Source organism: Pseudomonas lini (assembly GCF_964063345.1).
GTDB lineage: Bacteria > Pseudomonadota > Gammaproteobacteria > Pseudomonadales > Pseudomonadaceae > Aquipseudomonas > Aquipseudomonas lini_B.
In genome coordinates, this window is the sequence record NZ_OZ061318.1 from 3,259,307 (window position 1) to 3,279,189 (window position 19,883).

A 19,883-nucleotide genomic window follows, 5' to 3' on the forward strand; every position below is an offset into this window, starting at 1 on the left:
TCGGTCAAGGCTTCAGCTTGGCGACAGGTTTAACGCTTTTACATAGAACGATTCAGGACGAAAATTTCACCATTTTCGTTATATCGTAACGAATTGTGATGTGAGCAATGGCTGGGGTGGTATGCAAGTCGATCTCGATGGCGATGGAGCACAGATAGCAGGGCTGCCGCGCTTTCAGCAGGCGGTGGTTCAAGGACGGCGATTGCGGCAATTCGCGATCGGTTTGGGTGCCTTGGCTGGCGCAGGGTTGGTGCTGGCGTTTTTTGTCGGGCTGTTTGCGCCGCAGTCGCTTTGGCCGGCGTTGCTGGTCAATCAGAGCGCCGGTTTGCTGGTGCTGGTCGCCGGCCTGCAATCAGCTTGGTGGGTGACGCAATGGCGCGCACGGGCGATGAATCCGGCTGTGTTGGTGCCGGTGGTTGTCGCTGAGGAAGTCGTTGCCGCTGAAGGCTGGTACGAGCGGTTGCTGGACCGGATCAGTCAGCGTTGGTTGCGCTTGCTGGGGCAGATCGGTGCACCGACGCTATGGCTTGGCGGCTGGGCATTGTTGATGCTGTACAGCATCGAGCAAATCTGGAATCTGACCTTGCCGCCCGCTGCGCTGGGGTTGTCGGCCAGTGTCGGCGCCGCGCTGTCGTTGTTGCTGGCGTTCGGTTTGCTGGTGCTGGAGCGGCAACTGGCGCAGGAAAACGTCGCCCAGTGGCCCGAAGCAGGGTCGTTGGCGCAGCTGACGCGGGTCGCGATTATTTGCCTGGTGCTCAGCGCCCTGTGTTTGTTGTTCGGCAGCGAAACATCGGTCTGGCCGGTGCGTCTGGCGGTGCTGATCGGCTTGCTGCCGGGGCTGGTCGCTGTCGAGTTGCTGCTGCGCGCCGTGTTGTCGCTGTTCAGTCCCCGTCGTGAACAGCTGGAACCGGCGTTGCTGGCGCGAAGCTTCGTCGCCGACATGCTGCGCTGGCCGCCGCAGCCTTTGCTCGCATTGCAGCACGAACTGCACAACCGCTTCGGTATCGACCTGCGACAAATCTGGGCCTTCACCTACATGCGCCGGGCGTTTTTACCGGTGCTGGCGGTGGTGGCAATCGTCGGTTGGTCGCTCACCGGCATTCACGAAATATCGCTGCAGGGGCGCGGTATCTATGAGCGCTTTGGCAAACCGGTGGAAGTTTTCGGTCCTGGTTTGCACGCTGGTTTACCGTGGCCGCTGGGCCGCGTGCTGAGCGTCGAGAACGGCGTGGTCCACGAGTTGGCCACCAGCGTTGGCGAAACCTCGGCACCAGTCGCAGCCGAACCTGCCGAAGGCCCGGCACCGGCGATTGCCAATCGCTTGTGGGATGCCAGCCATGTGAACGACAAATCCCAAGTCATCGCCAGCAGCCGCGCCGACAAACAGAGCTTCCAGATCGTCAACATGGATGTGCGCTTCGTCTATCGCATTGGCCTGAGCGATCAGGCGGCGCTGGCAGCAACGTACAACAGCGCCGATGTGCCAACGTTGATCCGCAGCACCGCCAGCCGGATTCTGGTTCACGACTTCGCCTCGCGAACCCTTGATGGTTTGCTCGGCGAGGACAGGGTAGGGCTCGCCGAAGAAATCGGTCGCGCTGTGCAGGCTGACCTGCAAAAACTCGACAGCGGCGTGGAAATTCTCGCCACGGTGGTTGAAGCCATTCATCCGCCAGCGGGGGCCGCCAACGCTTATCACGGCGTGCAAGCGGCGCAGATTGGTGCTCAGGCATTGATTTCCCGTGAGCGCGGTGCAGCGGCGGAGGCGACCAATCAGGCGCAATTGCAGGCCAGCATCGCTCATGATCAAGCCACGGCCAGTGCTCATGAAATCAATTCGACCGCTCAGGCCGCCGACCTGAAATTTGCCGCCGAGCGAAAGGCTTTTTCCAGCGCCGGCCAGGCCTTCGTGCTGGAGCAATACCTCAGTCAACTGACCCAAGGTTTGGCCAACGCCAAGTTGCTGGTTCTCGATCATCGTCTGGGCGGCAGCGGTAATGCACCGACCATCGACCTACGTACATTCACGCTGCCGGCTGATCCTGCGCCGCCGCGTAATACTGTTCAACCTGGAGCTGTCCATTGAGCCAGTCGACGCCTACTCACAATCGCGATCACGATGATCACGCCGGCCACGATCACGGCCATGGCGGGCATCACCACGGTCATCACCATCATCACCACGGTGATCCACAAGAAGCTGGCCCTTTCCCGTGGCGGCGAATGGGTTGGGCGGCGCTGCTGGTGGCGTTTGCCATTGCGGCAGCGAGCCTGGTGCAAGTGCGCTCGGGCGAGGCCACGGTGATTACGCGCTTCGGCAATCCATCGCGGGTGTTGCTGGAGCCGGGACTTGGTTGGCGTTGGCCGGCACCGTTCGAGGCGGCGATCCCGGTGGATCTGCGGCTGCGTACCACCTCCAGCGGTTTGCAGGATGTGGGCACGCGCGATGGCCTGCGCATCATCGTGCAAGCCTACGTGGCCTGGCAGGTGCAGGGTGATCCAGACAACGTGCAACGTTTTATGCGCGCCGTACAGAACCAGCCGGACGAAGCGGCACGGCAGATCCGCACCTTTGTAGGCTCGGCGCTGGAAACCACCGCCAGCAGTTTCGATCTGGCCAACCTGGTGAACACCGATGCCAACCAAGTACGCATCGCCGATTTTGAAGCACAGCTGCGCCAGCAGATCGATCAACAGTTGCTCACCACTTATGGCGTGCGAGTGCTGCAAGTCGGCATCGAGCGTTTAACCTTGCCGTCGGTGACGCTCACCGCGACTGTCGATCGTATGCGCGCCGAGCGTGAAACCATCGCCACTGAACGCACGGCCATCGGCAAGCGTGAAGCCGCGCAAATTCGCTCTGCGGCAGAGCGTGATGCGCGGATCGTGCAAGCTGATGCGACAGTGAAAGCTGCGGACATCGAAGCCCAATCCCGCGTCGAAGCCGCGCAGATTTACGGCCGTGCCTACGCCGGTTCGCCGCAGCTCTACAACTTGCTGCGTTCTCTCGACACCTTGGGCACCATCGTCACGCCGGGCACCAAACTGATTTTACGTACCGATGCCGCGCCGTTTCGGGTGTTGGTTGACGGTCCGCCGACGCTCGATAACAAGTCCGGATCGCAGCCATGAGTTTAGTTCCACGTGGAACAAATGAGTTGAGCAGCCCCTGGATTCAGGCCGGGCGCTTGGCTTTTTTGGCGCTGTACGCCGTGACCGTGTTGGCTGCTTTGGCGTGGGCATTCTCCAATGTGCGGCAAATCGACCCGCAAAATCGTGCCGTGGTGCTGCACTTCGGCGCACTGGATCGCATTCAAAATGCCGGTTTGCTGTTGGCATGGCCGCGCCCGTTCGAGCAGGTAATCCTGTTGCCGGCAGCGGATCGGGTGATCGAGCGCCGTGTAGAAAATCTGCTGCGCATGGATGCTGCATTGCAGGCGGATCGAGTGGCGAGTTTCGCCACGCCGATCAGCGATGCGCTCGCCGGCTCAGGTTATTTGTTGACCGGTGATGCAGGTGTTGTGCAACTGGATGTGCGGGTGTTCTACAAAGTCACCGAGCCGTATGCCTTCGTTCTTCAAGGTGAACATGTGCTGCCGGCACTGGATCGGCTGGTGACCCGCAGCGCCGTGGCGCTCACCGCCGCACGAGACCTGGACACCATTCTGGTGGCTCGACCGGAACTGATCGGTGCCGACAATCAGGCCGCTGAGCGCCGCGAACGTCTACGCGGCGATCTGGTGCGGGGCATCAATCAGCGCTTGGCCGAACTGACGGCGACGGGACAGGGGATGGGCATCGAAGTGGTGCGGGTCGATGTGCAGTCGAGTCTGCCCGGCCCGGCGGTGAACGCGTTCAATGCAGTATTAACTGCCAGTCAGCAAGCCGACAAAGTCGTGGCCAACGCACGCACTGAAGCCGAGAAACTGACTCAGTCGGCCAACGAACAAGCCGACCGCACGCTGCAAGTGGCTCACGCCCAAGCCAGCGAACGCTTGGCCAAAGCCTCTGCCGACACCGCCACGGTGCTGAGTTTGGCCAAGGCGCAACAACAGGGCACTGACCCGCAAATGCTGCTGCGTATTTACCGTGAGCGGATGCCGAAGATTCTCGGGCAGGCCGGCTCGGTGACCACGGTTGATCCGAAAGACGATTCCCGCCTGATCATTCAGGGAGCTGCGCAATGACTGCCCACACCGCCGCCGCGCCGAGCATGTTGTCCTCGGCTGAACAACGTAGCGCCGCGCGCCAGTTGACCCTGGCCATGCTTGCACTGGGGTTGCTTGCACTGGGCCTGATCTGGCGCTGGTTGTCGCCGGAGCAGACCGGTGTCAGCCAATTGCTGCTGGGGTTCGCTTCCTTGCTGGTGGCCGTGCCGGTCATGCGCTCGGCGTGGTACAGCCTGCGTTATCCCAGCCTGCACGGGATCACCGATCAACTGATCGCCCTGGCCATGCTCGGCGCTTGGGCCACAGGCGATCTGCTCACCGCGGCTCTGCTACCGATCATCATGATCTTCGGCCACGTGCTGGAAGAGCGCAGCGTAATCGGATCGCAGGAGGCGATTCATGCCCTCGGCAAACTGACTCGCAGCCATGCGCGCAAGATTCAGGCTGACGGTTCCGTCGTTGAAGTCGACAACGGCACCCTCAAGGCCGGTGACTTCGTGGAGGTGCGTGCCGGCGATCGAGTGCCGGCGGATGGCCGGGTGTTGTCCGGTCAGGCAAGCCTCGATACCGCCTCGATTACCGGTGAGTCGGTACCAATAGAAGCCGGTGTGGGCATGTCGGTGTTCGGCGGGGCGATCAATCTTGATGGCCTGTTGCGCATTGAAGTGACCCGCACCGGTAACGAATCGACCTTGGGTAAGGTCATCGCGCTGATGCAAAGCGCCGAACGTTCCAAGCCGCCGATCACCCGTTTGCTCGAACGCTACGCTGGCAGCTATATGGTGCTGGTGTTGTTGCTGGCGGCCGTGACCTGGTTCATCACCAACGATGCGCAAGCGATGCTCGCCGTGTTGGTAGCGGCTTGCCCTTGCGCGCTGGTGTTGTCGGCACCGGCCACAGCCATCGCCGGGGTGGCGGTGGCGGCTCGGCACGGGATTCTGATTCGCAGCTCGGCATTCCTCGAAGAGTTGGCTGACCTTACGTCGTTGGTGGTCGACAAGACCGGAACCCTGACGTTCGGCACCTTGCGCCTGCAATCCATCGACAGTCCTCTGCAGGATCGCAGTCACGTACTGAAGCTCGCTGCCAGCCTCGGTTCCGCCAGCAGCCACCCGGTCAGCCGCGCCTTGGCCGGATTGGTTACTCAGGAACACTTTCTGCTGCTTTCCGACATTCACGAGCGTCAGGGGCTGGGTGTAGTGGCGATGACCGAGCAGGGCGAGGCGGCCCTCGGTCGTCCGGAGCTGTTCGCGCAATTGGGCATCGATACATCAGCTGTTCCCGAACACGACGGCCCGATTGCCGGGTTGGCACTCAACGGTGAATTTCTCGCCTGGCTGTTGCTCGCCGACAGCGTCAAGCCCGAGGCGCGGTTTGCCCTGAGTGAGTTGCGTGAATTGGGTTTGGGTCGTCAGCTGTTGCTCACCGGGGATCGGCAAAGCGTTGCGCACACGCTGGCCCGGGATGTGGGCATCAGCGATGTCGAAGCCCAGGCTTTGCCCGAGGACAAACTCAATCGAGTGCTGAAGGAAATCGGCAGCGGTTTCCGGCCGATGGTGGTGGGAGACGGCATCAACGATTCCCTGGCGCTCAAGGCCGGTGTCGTCGGCGTGGCCATGGGCGCGGGCGGCGCGGACATCGCGCTGGCCTCGGCCGATATCGTACTGATTGGCAGCGATCTGCGCCGGCTCGGAACCTGTGTGCGCTTGAGTCGCCAATGCCGCCAGACCTTGCAGGTCAACGTGATTATCGGTTTGGGCTGGACCCTGGCCATCGTCGCGTTCGCCGCATTCGGCTGGCTTGGCGCGGCAGGCGCGATGATTGCCGCGCTGTTGCACAACTTGAGCACGTTATTGGTGCTCGGTAATGCCGGGCGTTTGCTACGCTTTCAGGAACCCCTACTCAAGCTTAAGGATGAGGTGTGAGCGTCTACAACTTTTCAGAACTGCGTGCCGGATTTGTAGTCATCTAGGGTAAGGCGATCATTTTCAACGGTCGCCCGTTGGATGGTTTCAGTGTTGCAGGCAACACCGGGAATAGAAAAAGGCTATTAATTCGATAGCCTGCTATTTTTCAAGGATGGTCTACCCTCAGATTTGTCGTCTGAAAAAGGGGGGCTTTTCATGCTCGCGCAACTTCCACCGGCCTTACAGAATCTGCAATTACCGCTTCGCTTGCGACTCTGGGACGGCCATGAGTTCAATCTGGGGCCGACGCCCAGCGTCACCATTGTGGTCAAGGACCCCCACATGGTTACCCAGTTCACCCATCCCAGCCTCGATGCGTTGGGGGCGGCGTTCGTCGAAGGCAAGCTGGAACTGGAAGGCTCCATCAGCGATGTGATTCGTGTGTGCGATGAATGGAGTCAGGCGCTGCTCAACGAAGACGACGAAGTGCAACCGGTGCGCGCGGTGCATGACAAGGAAGCCGACGCCAAAGCCATCTCCTATCACTACGACCTCTCCAACGCGTTTTATCAACTGTGGCTCGACAGCGATATGGCGTATTCCTGCGCCTATTTCGAGACCGGCAGTGAAACCCTCGAGCAAGCCCAGCAGGCCAAGTTTCGTCACCTGTGCCGCAAGCTGCGGTTGCAGCCAGGCGAATATCTGCTGGATGTCGGTTGCGGCTGGGGCGGGTTGGCGCGGTATGCGGCTCGTGAGTTCGGCGCAAAGGTGTTCGGGATCACGCTCAGTAAAGAGCAATTGGAACTGGCCCGCGAACGGGTGAAAGCCGAAGGTCTGGAGGATCAGATCGAACTGCAACTGCTCGACTACCGCGATTTGCCTCAGGACGGGCGCTTCGACAAGGTGGTCAGCGTCGGCATGTTCGAACACGTTGGCCATGCGAATCTTGCCGAGTACTGCAAAACCTTGTTCGGCGCAGTGAAAGAGGGTGGCCTGGTGATGAACCACGGGATCACCGCCAAACACATCGACGGTCGTCCGGTCGGGCGCGGTGCCGGGGAGTTCATCGAGAAGTACGTGTTCCCCAATGGCGAGCTGCCGCACCTGTCGATGATCTCGGCTGAGATCAGCGATGCGGGGCTGGAAATCGTTGATGTCGAGAGCCTGCGCCTGCATTACGCGCGAACCCTGGACCACTGGAGCGAACGCCTGGAGGACAATCTGGAAGCCGCCGGCAAACTGGTGCCGGAGCAGGCTTTGCGGATCTGGCGGTTGTACCTGGCGGGGTGCGCCTATGCCTTCGCCAGAGGCTGGATCAACCTGCATCAAATCCTTGCGGTGAAAACCCATCCCGATGGCAGCCATGAACTGCCATGGACCCGCGATGACATTTACAACCCTTAAAGAATCGGTGAAATAAGCCGGGCGATCCGCATGCCGATCTGTTGCAGGCGGTGGGTCTCCCGGCCTTCTTCTTTGGCGATCTCGTGAGCCTGGGCGAAGTCGTCGTTGAGCATCTGTTCCACTTCGGCGGCAAATACACTATCGACCGTCAGTAACATCACTTCGAAATTCAGCCGGAACGAACGGTTGTCCATGTTGGCGCTGCCAATGGCGCTGATTTCACTGTCGATCAACACCACTTTCTGATGCATGAACCCCGGCTGGTAACGGAACAAGCGCACGCCAGCACGTACCGCTTCGAAGGCGTAAAGGCTGGAAGCGGCGTAGACGATCCGGTGATCCGGCCGCGACGGTAACAAAATCCGTACATCCACACCGCGCAACACTGCCAGTCGCAACGCGGCGAATACCGCTTCGTCCGGGATAAAGTAAGGGCTGGTGATCCACACCCGTTCCGTCGCCGCATGGATGGCTTCGACAAAGAATAGCGAACAGGTTTCGTAGGAATCCGCCGGGCCGCTGGCCAGCAATTGGCAGAGCACGCCGTCATCCGGATAAACCTCCGGCAGGATCAACGGCGGCAGCGAACGGGCCGCCCAGAACCAGTCTTCGGCAAAGGATTCCTGCATGCAGGCCACCACTGGCCCGCGCACTTGCACATGAGTGTCGCGCCATGGTGCCAAGGGCGGTTTCTCGCCCATGTACTCGTCGCCGACGTTGAGCCCGCCGACAAAACCGACAATCCCGTCGACCACTACGATCTTGCGGTGGTTGCGGAAATTGACCTGAAAGCGGTTGAGCCAGCCGCTGCGGGTAGCGAAGGCTTTGACCTCGATACCGGCATCGCGCAACGGTTGCACGTAACTGTGGGGCAGGGAGTGGCTGCCGATGCGGTCGTAGAGCAAGTAAATCGCCACGCCCTCTGCAGCTTTCTTGGTCAGCAAGGTATGCAGGCGTTGGCCGAGGCGGTCATCGTGGATGATGAAGAACTGGATCAGCACCGCTTGCCGGGCGTTGCTGATGGCGTCGAAAATCGCCTCGAAGGTGGCTTGGCCGTCGATCAGCAAGCGCACTTCGTTATTCGCCAGACACGGCATACGTCCCAGTTTCGGCATGGCCCTCAAAGACGCGTAGGCGCTGGAGGCGCGAGCAGCCAGTGCCTCTTCTACCCAGGGGCGCCAGTTCAGCTCGGAGATTGCCTTGCGCATTTCTTCGTTGGCTTGCCGCCGGGCCTTGATATAGCCATCGAAGGTGCTGCGGCCGAAGACCAGATAGGGGATAAGGGTGAGGTAGGGAATGAACAGCAGGGACAGAGCCCAGGCGATCGAGCCTTGAGCGGTCCGAACGGTCAATACGGCATGAATGGCGGCAATCGAGCCCAGCGTGTGCAGCAGAGCGATCAGATAACCAAAAACATGCGGTCCAAAATAATCCATGGGGCAGCCTTGCTCCTGAAGATTCATGCTTAACAGACCATGTTCCGGGCAGAATGTCGCTATTTAATTGGTCCATGAACCGAAGCCCGTAGCTGACGTCTAACGGCCACTAATGATCAGGAGTTACTCGATGAACGTTCGTCTGCTGGGTTTGGCCATTGCGTTTGGTTTGGCACTTCCTGTGGCTGCTCAGGCGCAGATGTTGCAACCGGGTTTGTGGGAAATGACTTCAAGCAACATGAAGGTCGATGACCAGAACCTGCCCGATCTTCAACTGATTCTCGGCCAGATACAGAGTCAGATGACCCCTGAACAGCGCGCTCAGCTGGAGAAGCAGGGCATCACCATGGGCGGTAAAGGTATTCGGGCTTGCCTGACGCCTGAGCAGGTGAAGACCGACAACATTCCACTGACGGACCCACAATCGGGCTGCAAGCAGCAAATCACCGAACGTACCGGCAACCAGTGGAAATTCCGTTTCAGCTGTCCGAAAGCGCAAGGTGCGGGTGTCGCCACATTCCTCAGCGATCGTGAGTTCACCACCAAGGTCAACGGCACTTTCAACGCCACCGGCATTCAGCAGAAGGGCAGCCTCGATACTCGCGCTGTGTGGTTGGGCCAGGATTGCGGGACCGTTAAACCGCGGGCCTAAAAGCTTCGCGGGCAAGCCCGCTCCCACAGGGATCACATTTGACCTTGTGGGAGCGGGCTTGCCCGCGAAGGCGTCCGTTTAGTCACCTTGAATCTTCGGCGGATTCAACAATTCACACACCGCCTCAATCCCTTTCTCCCCGAAGTCCTCCCCGCTGCCGCTGCGCATACTGACAAACCCGCCTTCCTTTTCCTTCTCTCCCACCACCAACAGATACGGCACTTTCTGGCTGTGCTGGCGAATCTTGTGGCTGATTTTCTCGTTACGCAGATCCGAGTTGGCCCGCAGTTCGCGGCGGCGCAGTGCCTGGGTCACCGAGTGCGCATAAGCGCTCTGACGTTCATCGATGTTCACGACCATCACTTGCGGCGGCGCTCGCCAAGTGTCCAGCTCCTGTTGGCTGGACCAGCACGTGCCGTAGATCTGTTGCTGTGACGTGCCGCTGATATGGTCCAGAGTGAATGCTTGCAATACCTTGGTGGTGGGAACATGCGGGCCTGCAGCGAAACTTTCAAAATCCCCCAAGCGATACAGCGATAACCGTTCGGTTGACGTCGCCCGGGGAGCTGTTGCCCGTCGGATCGAATGGTTGGTCGCCGCCAGTGCATGCATGCGCGCTTCGATAGCTGGCAGCTCGGCCAGAGTTAAAGAGCGGTGGAAAGCAAACTCATAAAAGAAACCATCACCCAGCGACGATCCGGCTCGCAACTGCGCATTCGGATGGAGCTGTTTGACGGCAGTGGCCAGCATCAGCGCGCAGGAACGGCGAAGGATCTCCAGGCCATCGGGTTCCTGGGGCGTGACGATACTGACCCGGGCATTGCCCTCGATCAGGAAACCACAGTCCACCAACACGCCGTCGACCCGACCGGCCACCGCCGCGTTAGCCAACCCGAGACTGATACTTGCAGCAACTTCATACACAGACAGCGGCTGATCGTACTCACGCAATGAACCATCGGGCAGGGTGATGTGGATCATGATCGGAGTTCTCGAATGTTTTCGACAACGCGCGCTAGCGCATAAACCGTAGAGCTAAACCCTGGCAGCTGTCATTAAGACGTTGGTTGTGCCAGGCAATTTGCCCCGACACCACAGTAGTACTGACGCTGTGGCGAAAGCTATGGTGGGTGAAGGGCGTCCAGCCGCATTGAGAGAGGATCGGTTGCCGGGAAACGGCAAGGCCATCGGGCTCGGGTTTGATCAACACCAGATCTGCCCAGTAGCCTTCGCGCAGGTAGCCGCGGTCGGGGATGGCAAACAGATCGGCGACCCGGTGACTGGTCTTGGCCACGAGGGTGGTGATCGGCAATATCTCATCGGACACCAGCTCCAGCAACGCGGGCAGGGCGTGTTGCACCAACGGCAAACCGGACGGCGCCTGGCTGTAGGATCGCTGTTTTTCGGCCCAGGTATGAGGCGCGTGATCACTGCCGATCACATCCAGTCGATTGCTCAACAGCGCTTGGCGCAAGGCATCGCGGTCGGTCTGAGTCTTGATCGCCGGGTTGCACTTGATCAGGTTGCCAAGGCTCGGGTAGTCGCGATCATCGAACAGCAAGTGATGCAGACAGACTTCGGCGGTGATGCGTTTCTGTGCCAGCGGCTGGTCTTCGAACAGCGCCAGTTCGCGGGCCGTGCTCAAGTGTAAAACGTGAAGTCGGGTGCCGTGTTGCCTGGCCAGATCAACGGCCATTGAAGAGGAGCGAAAGCACGCTTCGGCGTTGCGGATCAGCGGGTGAGCGGCGGGTGGAAGGTGCTCGCCGAACAGCTCTCGCAGGTTCGTGGCATTGGCTTCGATGCTGGGCGTGTGTTCGCAGTGGGCCAACAAAATGGTCGGCACCTCGGCGAAGAGCCGCTCGAGAATCCGTGGATCGTCCACCAGCATGTTGCCGGTGGAGGCGCCCATGAATACTTTGACCCCGGCCACTTCGCAAGGGTTGAGCGCGGCAACCGTGTCGAGATTGTCATTGCTCACGCCGAAATGAAAACCGTAATTGGCCACTGAGTCGGTCGCCGCTCGACGCTTCTTGTCGGCTAGCGCGGTGAGGGTCAGGGTGGCTGGGGAGGTGTTGGGCATGTCCATGAAACTGGTGATGCCGCCGGCCACCGCCGCTCGAGATTCGGTATGAAAGCTGCCCTTGTCCGGCGCTCCGGGGTCGCGGAAATGCACCTGGTCATCGATCATGCCCGGCAGTAGCCATTGGCCGTTGGCGTCGATTTCCACGGTGGCCGTTTCACCTTCGATGCTGCTGGCGATCTTGACGATGCGACCGTGGCTTACCAGCAAATCACCGTCGAACTCACGACCTTCATTGACCAGCCGGGCATTGCGAATCAGCACGCTGCTCATGGTCAGAACTCGTTTTGCAGGGCTTTGTAGCCGCGCACCAGATCGACGTTGGTGCGCGCCACGTCTTCGGAAAACTCCGAGGCGCTGACGCTCACCGGTGGGAACTGCGACAGGTCAGTGTTGGGGCCGATGCGCGTGGTGGAGGGCACGTAGAAGTCTTCAGGCAAGTCACGACCATCGACCACCGAGTTGTGCCGCACCACACAACCGTCGCCCACCGCGCAGTTGAACAGCACGCTGTTGAATCCGATGAACACGCGGTTACCGACGGTGCAGGGGCCATGCACGATGGAGCGGTGGGCGATGGAGCTGAACTCGCCGATGGTCACCGCTGCACCGGACTTGGAGTGAATCACCACGCCGTCCTGAATGTTCGAATTAGCGCCGATGGTGATGGGCTCCATCTCGCCCGAGTCGTCCACTTCATCGGCGCGAATCACCGCGTACGGACCGACGAACACGTTCTCGCCGATCACCACTTTGCCGCAGATGATGGCGGTTTTATCCACGTACGCGGACTCCGCAATCAACGGCAGATCACCCGAAGGATTCTTGCGGATCATGGCTTGCTCAACGCCTCATACAAGGTGTTGAGGTTGTATTCGAACAACCCGGCGAACGTGCTGGCGGGACCGCTCGCCGCGAGGGCATCGGAGTACAGCGTGCCGCCGATATGCGCGCCGCTTTCATCGGCGATTTGCTTGAGCAGGCGTGCGTCCTTGATGTTTTCCATGAACACCGCTTTGACCTTGGCCTGACGGATCTGTGTGATCAGCGCAGCGACTTCGGCGGCCGACGGTTCACGTTCGGTGGACAGACCTTGTGGCGCCATGAAGTCGATGCCGTAAGCCTGACCGAGATAGCCGAAGGCGTCATGGGAGGTCACGATTTTACGATTACCCGGCGGCAGCGAACCGAGCTTGGCTTTGGCCTCGGCGAGCAAGGCGTAGATCTTTTTCAGGTAGGCCTGGCTGTTGTGTTCGTAGTCGGCTTTGTTCGCAGGGTCGGCGGCGATCAACGCTTTGGTGATGTTGCTGATGTACAGCTCGGTGTTCGCCAGGTTGTGCCAGGCGTGTGGGTCGGGAATGGTTTCGCCGTCTTCATCCAGCGAGCGTGGAATGACGCCGTGGCTGGCGCTGATGACCGCAGCTTTGGTCTCGGTGCTGGTCACCAGACGGTCCAGCCATGGCTCGAAACCCAGCCCGTTCTTGATGATCAGTTTGGCTTTGAGCAATGCCTTGGCATCGTCCGGCGTCGGCTCGTAGGTATGGGCATCGGCGTCCGGCCCGACCATGTTGGTGATCTGGATATGGTCGCCGCCGACCTGATGAGTCATGTCGGCGAGGATGCTGAAGCTGGTGACGACCTGGAGTTTTTCCGCGGCAGACAGTGACATCGACAGCATCAAACTGAACAGCACGAGTAAAGCGCGCATCGGGCAACACCTCATTGGGATGTGAGCAAAGGCGGGCGGCGCAGTAAACCGTGCACCGGACCGAACACCACGGACAGCAGATACAAAGCGCCAGCCACCAGCACGATCGCCGGGCCGCTGGGCAGCGAGTAGTAAAACGACAGCAACAATCCGAGCCAGACCGAGAGGCAGCCGAGCAGCGCGGCGATGACCATCAGTGCCGGCAAGCGACGACTCCAGAAGCGAGAAGCGGCGGCTGGCAACATCATCAAACCGACCACCATCAGGGCGCCGATGGCCTGGAAACCGATCACCAGATTCAGCACCACCAGGGTCAGAAATACCCCATGAGCCAGAGGCCCGAGGCGGCTGACGGTTTGCAGAAAAAGCGGGTCGAGGGTGTCCAGTAACAGGGGTTTGTAGATGAGGGCCATGGCGATCAGGCTGAAGCCCGAGACCCAAACCATGCCGGTCAAAGTCGGCCCATCGACCGCGAGTGCCGAGCCAAACAACAGGTGCAACAGGTCCAGACGCTTGCCTGCGATGCCGAGGATCAGCACGCCGCTGGCCAGCGATATCGGGTAAATCGCGGCCAGGCTCGCGTCCTCTCGCAGGCCAGTGCGGCGGGTAATCCAGGCCGCCAGTCCGGCCATGCTCAGGCCCGCACCGAGGCCACCGATGGTCAACGCGGGCAGACTCAACCCGGCAAACCAGAAGCCCAATGCGGCGCCCGGCAAGATGCCGTGAGCCACTGCATCGCCGATCAGGCTCATGCGTCGCAGGATCAGAAACACCCCAAGCGGAGCGGTGCTGCACGCCAGAACGAGACCACCGAGCAACGCCCGGCGCATGAATACGAATTCGTGGAACGGTTGCCAAAGCTGAGCGGCAGCGATCATCAGGCCACCTGCGTCTGGGGTTGTTGGTGAATCAGATCGGTACTGGGGCCGACGACGCAGCCGCTGCTCTTGATCAATAGGGCTTGCGGAATATGTTGGCGCACAGCGGCCAGGTCATGACACACCACGACCAGGGTTCGACCTTCGGCATGCCAAGCGTGGATGTGTTTCCAGAGCAGCGCCTGGCCGAGTTCGTCGAGCGCGGCGTGAGGTTCATCAAGCAGCAGCAAGGGGGCTTCGGCAAGACTCAACCGAGCGAGCAGGGCACGTTGCAATTCGCCTCCGGAGAGGGCCATCAATGGGCGATGTTCCAGGCCGGTCAGGCACCAGTCTTCCAGCGCAGACTTGAGTCGCTGGCTGCGAATTTCCGGAGTTTGCTTGCTGCCCCAGAAACCTGCAGCCACCAACTCTTGCAGGCTGATGGGGAATTGCCGGTCCAGGTGTTGTTGCTGAGGCAGGAACGAAAGGCCGCCTTTGCGTGGAACATCAATGATGACTTTTCCGGTCAGTGGTTTTTGCAGGCCGGCGATGACTTTTAGCAGGCTGCTTTTACCCGAACCGTTGGCCCCGATGACGGCGGTCAGACTTCCTTTGGGTAGTTGGAGATCCACCGACGGAGTGAGCGGTTGACCGGGTGCGCCCCAGCGCAAGGCTTGGCATCGGATCATGCGGCCTCCCAATTCCAACGGCTTTCGGCAACGGCATCGTGGGCGTGAAGACTTTCGGCGTGAACGACTCGCACGTGAAAGGCGTTGATGCCCGGGGAGCGTTTCAGGGCCAGGTTCAAGCGTCGAGCAGCGTCTTCGCAGAACATCAGGTTCTGGCCGTTGGCGAGGGCGAAGGCTTGTTCATCGGCGCGTTTCACGGCGGTTTGCACTGCGGTGCCGAGGGCTGCTTCCGCGTCGTTGATTGCGGCGATCAGCGGCAGGTCATCCAGGTAGTCGTCCAGACGCAGCTGCAATTGCGCATTGCTGCGTTGGCTATGCGGCGTGGCGACGATGCCTTTCGTGGAGCCGAGCCAAGCCAGAACGTCGGCGTGTTGCAGTGACTTATTGGCAAAGTCATCAACGAATTGCTGCTGAATCAGCTGCCGCGAAAGCGCTGCTGAGCACGGGCAGGTTGAGGAATAAGGAACGTCGATTTTTAGTTCCACGTGGAACATCGCGTTTTTCAAACTGGCTTTGATGCTCACCGGATAAATTTTCCAACCGGCTAGCGGACTGATGAGCGCAGGTCTTTTGAGCAGTAGATCGGTGTGAATCTTTAGGTAAGCGTTGTGGGAAAGTCCTTCATGGCTCTCGAGAAAACTCTGCAAGACTCGCCGCAACAACGCCGGTGAAAGGTTTTCCTGCTCAAGCATTTCCAACGCCAGATACAGCCGCGACATATGGATGCCGCGCGCCTCTCCATCGTCGAGGCTAACGCCAGCGTCGGCCTTTGCGCTCAGCCGCTGGCCGTCGAATACAACAGGAAGAGCAATGCCGCACATGCCCACCCAATCGAGTGGCAGGGCTTGGCGTGAGGCCTGCGCGGCGATATCCGGCAGAGTCAGCGCATTCATGAGCAGGTCCATCGTGGGAGTTGATTTGGCATGTTATATTATAACAGTCAAATCGACGATGCCTTTTTCATGAACGGGCTTTCACATGCACAGACGTCACTTGCTCAACCTGATTCTAGCCAGCGCGGCCTTCGCGTTACCCTTTGGTGCGTCGGCCACGCAAATCCGCAATGCACGACTGTGGCGCTCTGACGACAAGCTGCGACTGGTGTTCGATCTGAGCGGGCCGGTGCAATACAAGACGTTTTTCCTGAGCGCTCCGGAACGGCTGATTATCGATCTGAGTGGCGCCAATCTCAGCGGCGATTTCAGTCAGTTGGCACTCAGCGACACGGTGATTCGCTCAATCCGCTCCGGACATTTCGGTCAGGGCGATACGCGGATCGTCCTCGACCTCAGCAGCCCGGTGCAGCTCAACAGTTTCCTGCTGCCGCCCCAGGACGGGCAGGGGCACCGATTGGTGCTCGATCTGACGACCGCTGCGCCGCTACAGATCGCAGCGGCGCCGTTGGAAAAACGCGAACCCGTCACCGACAAGGCCCACCCCAAGCGCGACATCATCGTGGTAGTCGACCCTGGTCACGGTGGCAAAGACCCGGGCGCGGTCGGTGCCAAAGGTGAGCGGGAAAAAGACGTAGTGCTGTCGATCGCCCAACTGCTTGCCAAGCGGCTGAAGCGCGAGAAGGGCTTCGACGTGAAACTGGTGCGCAACGATGACTTCTTCGTTCCGCTGCGCAAGCGCGTGGAGATCGCCCGCAAGCACAAGGCCGACATGTTCATCTCGGTCCATGCGGACGCGGCGCCGCGTCTCACCGCTTCAGGTGCGTCGGTGTACTGCCTGTCCGAAGGTGGCGCGACTTCAGCCACGGCGCGCCTCATGGCGCAACGGGAGAACGGTGCAGATCTGCTGGGCGCCACCAGCCTGCTCAATCTCAAGGACAAGGACCCGATGCTCGCCGGGGTGATTCTCGACATGTCGATGAACGCCACCATCGCCGCCAGTTTGCAACTGGGCAGCACGGTGCTTGGCAGCCTGGCGGGCATTACCACGCTGCATCAGAGGCGCGTGGAACAAGCAGGATTCGCCGTGTTGAAGTCGCCGGATGTGCCGTCGATTCTGGTGGAAATCGGCTTCATCTCGAACGCCCGCGACAGCCAGCGACTGGTGACTGCCCGTCATCAGCAAGCCGTGGCCGATGGTTTGTTCGAAGGGTTGCAGCGCTATTTTCAGAAGAACCCACCGATGAACAGTTACATCGCCTGGCAGCAGGAACAGAAAAAGACGCAGGCCTAGCAGCCGGTCATCCGGCTGCACGTGAACTTGCCACTGCTGCCGCCGGAGCTGGAAAACCGATTGATGGTTGTCCAGCCAACCCGGCGGTTGTAGCCGACCCAGGCTTCGCCATCGGACGCGATGCCCGTGAAGAACGTCAGTTGCCCGTAGCGACTATTGGTTTGCGCCCATTGGCGTTTACCGGCTACTTCGAAGCCGCGCAGATAGATCGTGCTACCGACGGTGTTAACGCTGTAGGCATTGCCGTCGGCATCTACGCAGGCCAACAAATTGGCGCTGCGAGTGCAGTTGGCCAGGCTCGGCATTTGTCCCCAGGCATCGACTGCGATCAGCAACGAAAGGCTCAACAGTGAGAATTTCAGGACGTTTCCCATGGCATTTCTCAAGGGGGCGGACGGGCGCAAGCATCGTGCCCTTTGTCGTGGCGAGCAAGAGGGGAGTGGCTTATTTGTATTGTTATACTATAACATCAAAATACACCCGCTCTGATGATCCGCCGCCATGACTGAACAAGAACTCCTCGCTCAACCCGCCGCCGATTACATGAACGACGCCCAGCAAGGCTTCTTTCGCGACCTGCTACTGGCTCAGCGCAGCGAACTGCAGGAGCGCATTGCCGGCGAGTTCGATGTGTTACGCGAGCAGGAACCCCACAGCGATCCCGCCGATATAGGCAGCGCTGAAGAACAGCGCCAGTGGCAACTGCGCCTGCTGGAGCGGGAAAAGAAGCTCCTGGACAAGATCGACGAAGCCCTCGAACACCTGGCTCGCGGCGAGTACGGCTGGTGCCGCGAAACCGGTGAGCCGATCGGCCTCAAGCGCCTGTTGCTGCGACCCACCGCCACTCTGTGCATTGAAGCCAAAGAACGTGAAGAGCTGCGCGAACGCCATCAACGGGCGATTTGACCGGCCACATCCTGATGAGGAATACCTGATGCCCAATCGTCTCCCCGTGACCGTCCTGTCGGGCTTTCTCGGCGCAGGAAAAAGTACACTTCTTAATTACGTATTACGTAATCGCGATAATTTGCGGGTCGCGGTGATCGTCAATGACATGAGTGAGATCAACATTGATGGCAGCGAAGTTCAGCGCGATGTCAGCCTGAACCGTGCCGAAGAAAAACTCGTGGAAATGAGCAACGGTTGCATCTGCTGCACCTTGCGCGAAGATCTGCTCGAAGAAGTCAGCAAACTCGCCAGGGACGGTCGTTTCGATTACCTGTTGATCGAGTCCACAGGCATTTCCGAGCCTCTGCCCGTGGCGGAAACCTTCACGTTTCGCGATGAAGAAGGGCAGAGCCTGGCGGACGTCGCGCGGCTCGACACCATGGTTACCGTAGTCGACGGCATGAACTTCCTGCTCGACTATCAGGCCGCCGAAAGCCTCGCATCCCGTGGCGAAACCCTGGGGGAGGAGGACGAACGCTCAATCACCGATCTGTTGATCGAGCAGATCGAATTCGCCGACGTGATCCTGATCAGCAAGATCGATTTGATCAGCAGTAGCGAGCGTCAGGAATTGATCGCGATCCTTGAACGGCTCAATTCCCAGGCGGAAATCATTCCGATGGTCATGGGCGAAGTGCCGCTCAAGAAGATTCTCAACACCGGGCGCTTCGACTTTGACAAGGCTGCTCAGGCGCCGGGATGGTTGCAGGAATTGCGCGGTGAGCACGTGCCGGAAACTGAGGAATACGGTATCGCCTCCACGGCCTATCGGGCGCGGCGACCGTTTCATCCGCAACGTTTCTTCAGCTTCATCGACCGTCCGTGGGTGAACGGCAAATTGCTGCGTTCCAAAGGCTTTTTCTGGTTGGCCAGCAAACACCGGGACGCTGGTAGCTGGTCCCAGGCCGGCGGCTTGATGCGTCACGGTTTTGCCGGACGCTGGTGGCGTTTCGTGCCGAAAAACCAGTGGCCGCAAGACGAAGAAAGCACCGCCGGGATCATGGAGAACTGGACGGCAGCTACCGGTGATTGCCGCCAGGAACTGGTGTTTATCGGCCAGAACATCGATTTCGCGCAACTCACCATCGAACTCGATAGCTGCCTGCTGACGGATACTGAGATGGCCTTGGGTGTCGAGGGCTGGCAGTTACTGCCCGATCCGTTTGGTCCTTGGCACGAAGAGGCGGCTGCTTGATGTTGGCGCCCAGTCTGAAGCTGCGACCGGTCATTCGTCAGGTTCAAGGTGATACGCCAAAAGCGCTGACCGGGATTCTGGACGACGGCGTGAACCTCGCTCTCTGGCAACGCCAACTCCCGGCGCATATTGCTGATTTCGGTCGCTTGTTGTTGTCCCTGAACGAGCCGTTGGCCGAGGCGCTGTCCCTGGAAATGCCCGGCGATGACGCCGAACCCAATCTCCACGGTTTAGCCTCAGGCTTCAGCGACCTTGAGGGCTACGAAGGCTTTATCACTGATGTTTCCTGGCTGGTCAGCGCTTTTGCTTGCCTGTTGGGCGCCCAGCGTATCGGCCTGCGCCTGCGGGTTCTGGACAAAGCCATGTGCCCGCGCTTCCACGTCGATCATGTGCCGGTGCGGTTGATCACCACCTACGCAGGTATCGGCAGCCAATGGCTGAAAGAAGGGGTGATGGATCGTCGGCAATTAGGCAAACCTGAAGCCGAACCGCAGGACGATTCGCTGATCCAGCAAATCACCAGCGGTGAAGTGGCGCTGCTTAAAGGGGAGAAGTGGCACGGCAACGAAGGCTTTGGTTTGATCCACCGCTCGCCGCAGCCGGCGCCGGGCGAGCGTCGTTTGATCCTGACTCTCGACTGGCTGAGCTAGC

At 59.9% G+C, this 19,883-nt stretch carries 19 protein-coding genes; 10 read left to right on the forward strand and 9 right to left on the reverse strand.

Annotation, left to right across the window (positions count from 1 at the left end):
- Window positions 1–121 precede the first annotated feature (121 nt).
- From hflK (AB3226_RS14905) to cfaB, 5 genes are all read left to right on the forward strand, one after another.
- Complete coding sequence (hflK, locus tag AB3226_RS14905) at window positions 122–2,086, forward strand: protease modulator HflK (RefSeq protein WP_367375800.1); 1,965 nt, start codon at window positions 122–124, stop codon at window positions 2,084–2,086.
- On the forward strand, window positions 2,083–3,132 hold the full coding sequence (gene hflC, locus AB3226_RS14910) for a protease modulator HflC (protein WP_367373580.1): 1,050 nt from the start codon (window positions 2,083–2,085) through the stop codon (window positions 3,130–3,132). Before hflK (AB3226_RS14905) ends, hflC begins: the two co-directional genes overlap by 4 nt.
- Entirely contained in the window at window positions 3,129–4,187 is a 1,059-nt protein-coding gene (gene hflK / locus AB3226_RS14915; RefSeq protein ID WP_367373581.1) for a protease modulator HflK, read from the forward strand. Before hflC ends, hflK (AB3226_RS14915) begins: the two co-directional genes overlap by 4 nt.
- Window positions 4,184–6,094, forward strand: coding sequence for a cation-translocating P-type ATPase (locus AB3226_RS14920; RefSeq protein ID WP_367373582.1), 1,911 nt, complete (start codon window positions 4,184–4,186; stop codon window positions 6,092–6,094). The genes hflK (AB3226_RS14915) and AB3226_RS14920 overlap by 4 nt, the downstream gene beginning before the upstream one ends.
- 198 nt (window positions 6,095–6,292) lie before the next feature.
- The gene (cfaB, locus tag AB3226_RS14925; protein ID WP_367373583.1) at window positions 6,293–7,480 is read left to right on the forward strand and encodes a C17 cyclopropane fatty acid synthase CfaB; all 1,188 of its coding nucleotides are present in this window, start codon (window positions 6,293–6,295) and stop codon (window positions 7,478–7,480) included.
- Here cfaB and cls read toward each other — a convergent pair.
- The gene (cls, locus tag AB3226_RS14930; RefSeq protein ID WP_367373584.1) at window positions 7,477–8,916 is read right to left on the reverse strand and encodes a cardiolipin synthase; all 1,440 of its coding nucleotides are present in this window, start codon (window positions 8,914–8,916) and stop codon (window positions 7,477–7,479) included. The two genes, cfaB and cls, sit on opposite strands and share 4 nt — an antisense overlap.
- A gap of 130 nt (window positions 8,917–9,046) precedes the next feature.
- Between cls and AB3226_RS14935 the strand changes: the two genes are divergently transcribed.
- Window positions 9,047–9,568, forward strand: a complete 522-nt coding sequence (locus AB3226_RS14935; protein ID WP_123357105.1) for a DUF3617 domain-containing protein — start codon at window positions 9,047–9,049, stop codon at window positions 9,566–9,568.
- 78 nt (window positions 9,569–9,646) lie between these two features.
- Here the strand turns inward: AB3226_RS14935 and AB3226_RS14940 are convergent, their stop codons facing one another.
- The 7 genes from AB3226_RS14940 to folE2 are packed head-to-tail and all read right to left on the reverse strand — an operon-like array spanning window position 9,647 to window position 15,795.
- On the reverse strand, window positions 9,647–10,549 hold the full coding sequence (locus tag AB3226_RS14940; protein WP_367373585.1) for a His/Gly/Thr/Pro-type tRNA ligase C-terminal domain-containing protein: 903 nt from the start codon (window positions 10,547–10,549) through the stop codon (window positions 9,647–9,649).
- Between the two features lie 34 nt (window positions 10,550–10,583).
- Window positions 10,584–11,921 (reverse strand): dihydroorotase, encoded by a 1,338-nt coding sequence (locus tag AB3226_RS14945; RefSeq protein WP_367373586.1) that lies wholly within the window; start codon window positions 11,919–11,921, stop codon window positions 10,584–10,586.
- A gap of 2 nt (window positions 11,922–11,923) precedes the next feature.
- The gene (locus tag AB3226_RS14950; protein WP_367373587.1) at window positions 11,924–12,484 is read right to left on the reverse strand and encodes a DapH/DapD/GlmU-related protein; all 561 of its coding nucleotides are present in this window, start codon (window positions 12,482–12,484) and stop codon (window positions 11,924–11,926) included.
- The gene (locus AB3226_RS14955; RefSeq protein ID WP_367373588.1) at window positions 12,481–13,356 is read right to left on the reverse strand and encodes a metal ABC transporter substrate-binding protein; all 876 of its coding nucleotides are present in this window, start codon (window positions 13,354–13,356) and stop codon (window positions 12,481–12,483) included. The genes AB3226_RS14950 and AB3226_RS14955 overlap by 4 nt, the downstream gene beginning before the upstream one ends.
- Window positions 13,357–13,367: 11 nt before the next feature.
- Complete coding sequence (locus AB3226_RS14960) at window positions 13,368–14,234, reverse strand: metal ABC transporter permease (protein ID WP_367373589.1); 867 nt, start codon at window positions 14,232–14,234, stop codon at window positions 13,368–13,370.
- On the reverse strand, window positions 14,234–14,902 hold the full coding sequence (locus AB3226_RS14965) for a metal ABC transporter ATP-binding protein (protein WP_367373590.1): 669 nt from the start codon (window positions 14,900–14,902) through the stop codon (window positions 14,234–14,236). Before AB3226_RS14965 ends, AB3226_RS14960 begins: the two co-directional genes overlap by 1 nt.
- Window positions 14,899–15,795 (reverse strand): GTP cyclohydrolase FolE2, encoded by an 897-nt coding sequence (gene folE2, locus AB3226_RS14970; RefSeq protein ID WP_367373591.1) that lies wholly within the window; start codon window positions 15,793–15,795, stop codon window positions 14,899–14,901. The genes AB3226_RS14965 and folE2 overlap by 4 nt, the downstream gene beginning before the upstream one ends.
- 85 nt (window positions 15,796–15,880) lie before the next feature.
- On the opposite strand from folE2, the gene AB3226_RS14975 reads away from it, so the two are divergent.
- A complete protein-coding gene (locus tag AB3226_RS14975) occupies window positions 15,881–17,089 on the forward strand; it encodes an N-acetylmuramoyl-L-alanine amidase (protein WP_367373592.1) in 1,209 nt (402 codons plus the stop codon).
- Here the strand turns inward: AB3226_RS14975 and AB3226_RS14980 are convergent.
- Window positions 17,086–17,463, reverse strand: a complete 378-nt coding sequence (locus tag AB3226_RS14980; RefSeq protein WP_367373593.1) for a glutamine synthetase — start codon at window positions 17,461–17,463, stop codon at window positions 17,086–17,088. The genes AB3226_RS14975 and AB3226_RS14980 overlap by 4 nt on opposite strands.
- A 127-nt stretch (window positions 17,464–17,590) precedes the next feature.
- Between AB3226_RS14980 and dksA the strand changes: the two genes are divergently transcribed.
- The 3 genes from dksA to AB3226_RS14995 are packed head-to-tail and all read left to right on the forward strand — an operon-like array spanning window position 17,591 to window position 19,882.
- Entirely contained in the window at window positions 17,591–17,995 is a 405-nt protein-coding gene (gene dksA, locus AB3226_RS14985) for an RNA polymerase-binding protein DksA (RefSeq protein ID WP_217856960.1), read from the forward strand.
- Window positions 17,996–18,023: 28 nt separating this feature from the next.
- Window positions 18,024–19,232, forward strand: a complete 1,209-nt coding sequence (zigA, locus tag AB3226_RS14990; RefSeq protein WP_367373594.1) for a zinc metallochaperone GTPase ZigA — start codon at window positions 18,024–18,026, stop codon at window positions 19,230–19,232.
- Window positions 19,232–19,882, forward strand: coding sequence for a DUF1826 domain-containing protein (locus tag AB3226_RS14995; protein ID WP_367373595.1), 651 nt, complete (start codon window positions 19,232–19,234; stop codon window positions 19,880–19,882). Before zigA ends, AB3226_RS14995 begins: the two co-directional genes overlap by 1 nt.
- The last annotated feature ends 1 nt before the right edge of the window (window position 19,883 follow it).

Bases quoted from the DNA above. Each gene is read 5' to 3' on its own strand.
- zigA (WP_367373594.1), top strand. From the start codon at position 18,024: ATGCCCAATCGTCTCCCCGTGACCGTCCTGTCGGGCTTTCTCGGCGCA.
- AB3226_RS14975 (WP_367373592.1), top strand. From the start codon at position 15,881: ATGCACAGACGTCACTTGCTCAACCTGATTCTAGCCAGCGCGGCCTTC.
- AB3226_RS14960 (WP_367373589.1), bottom strand. From the start codon at position 14,234: ATGATCGCTGCCGCTCAGCTTTGGCAACCGTTCCACGAATTCGTATTC.
- AB3226_RS14920 (WP_367373582.1), top strand. From the start codon at position 4,184: ATGACTGCCCACACCGCCGCCGCGCCGAGCATGTTGTCCTCGGCTGAA.
- AB3226_RS14965 (WP_367373590.1), bottom strand. From the start codon at position 14,902: ATGATCCGATGCCAAGCCTTGCGCTGGGGCGCACCCGGTCAACCGCTC.
- hflK (WP_367373581.1), top strand. From the start codon at position 3,129: ATGAGTTTAGTTCCACGTGGAACAAATGAGTTGAGCAGCCCCTGGATT.
- folE2 (WP_367373591.1), bottom strand. From the start codon at position 15,795: ATGAATGCGCTGACTCTGCCGGATATCGCCGCGCAGGCCTCACGCCAA.
- dksA (WP_217856960.1), top strand. From the start codon at position 17,591: ATGACTGAACAAGAACTCCTCGCTCAACCCGCCGCCGATTACATGAAC.
- AB3226_RS14955 (WP_367373588.1), bottom strand. From the start codon at position 13,356: ATGCGCGCTTTACTCGTGCTGTTCAGTTTGATGCTGTCGATGTCACTG.
- AB3226_RS14940 (WP_367373585.1), bottom strand. From the start codon at position 10,549: ATGATCCACATCACCCTGCCCGATGGTTCATTGCGTGAGTACGATCAG.
- AB3226_RS14995 (WP_367373595.1), top strand. From the start codon at position 19,232: ATGTTGGCGCCCAGTCTGAAGCTGCGACCGGTCATTCGTCAGGTTCAA.
- AB3226_RS14950 (WP_367373587.1), bottom strand. From the start codon at position 12,484: ATGATCCGCAAGAATCCTTCGGGTGATCTGCCGTTGATTGCGGAGTCC.
- cls (WP_367373584.1), bottom strand. From the start codon at position 8,916: ATGGATTATTTTGGACCGCATGTTTTTGGTTATCTGATCGCTCTGCTG.
- hflK (WP_367375800.1), top strand. From the start codon at position 122: ATGCAAGTCGATCTCGATGGCGATGGAGCACAGATAGCAGGGCTGCCG.
- AB3226_RS14935 (WP_123357105.1), top strand. From the start codon at position 9,047: ATGAACGTTCGTCTGCTGGGTTTGGCCATTGCGTTTGGTTTGGCACTT.
- AB3226_RS14980 (WP_367373593.1), bottom strand. From the start codon at position 17,463: ATGGGAAACGTCCTGAAATTCTCACTGTTGAGCCTTTCGTTGCTGATC.
- cfaB (WP_367373583.1), top strand. From the start codon at position 6,293: ATGCTCGCGCAACTTCCACCGGCCTTACAGAATCTGCAATTACCGCTT.
- AB3226_RS14945 (WP_367373586.1), bottom strand. From the start codon at position 11,921: ATGAGCAGCGTGCTGATTCGCAATGCCCGGCTGGTCAATGAAGGTCGT.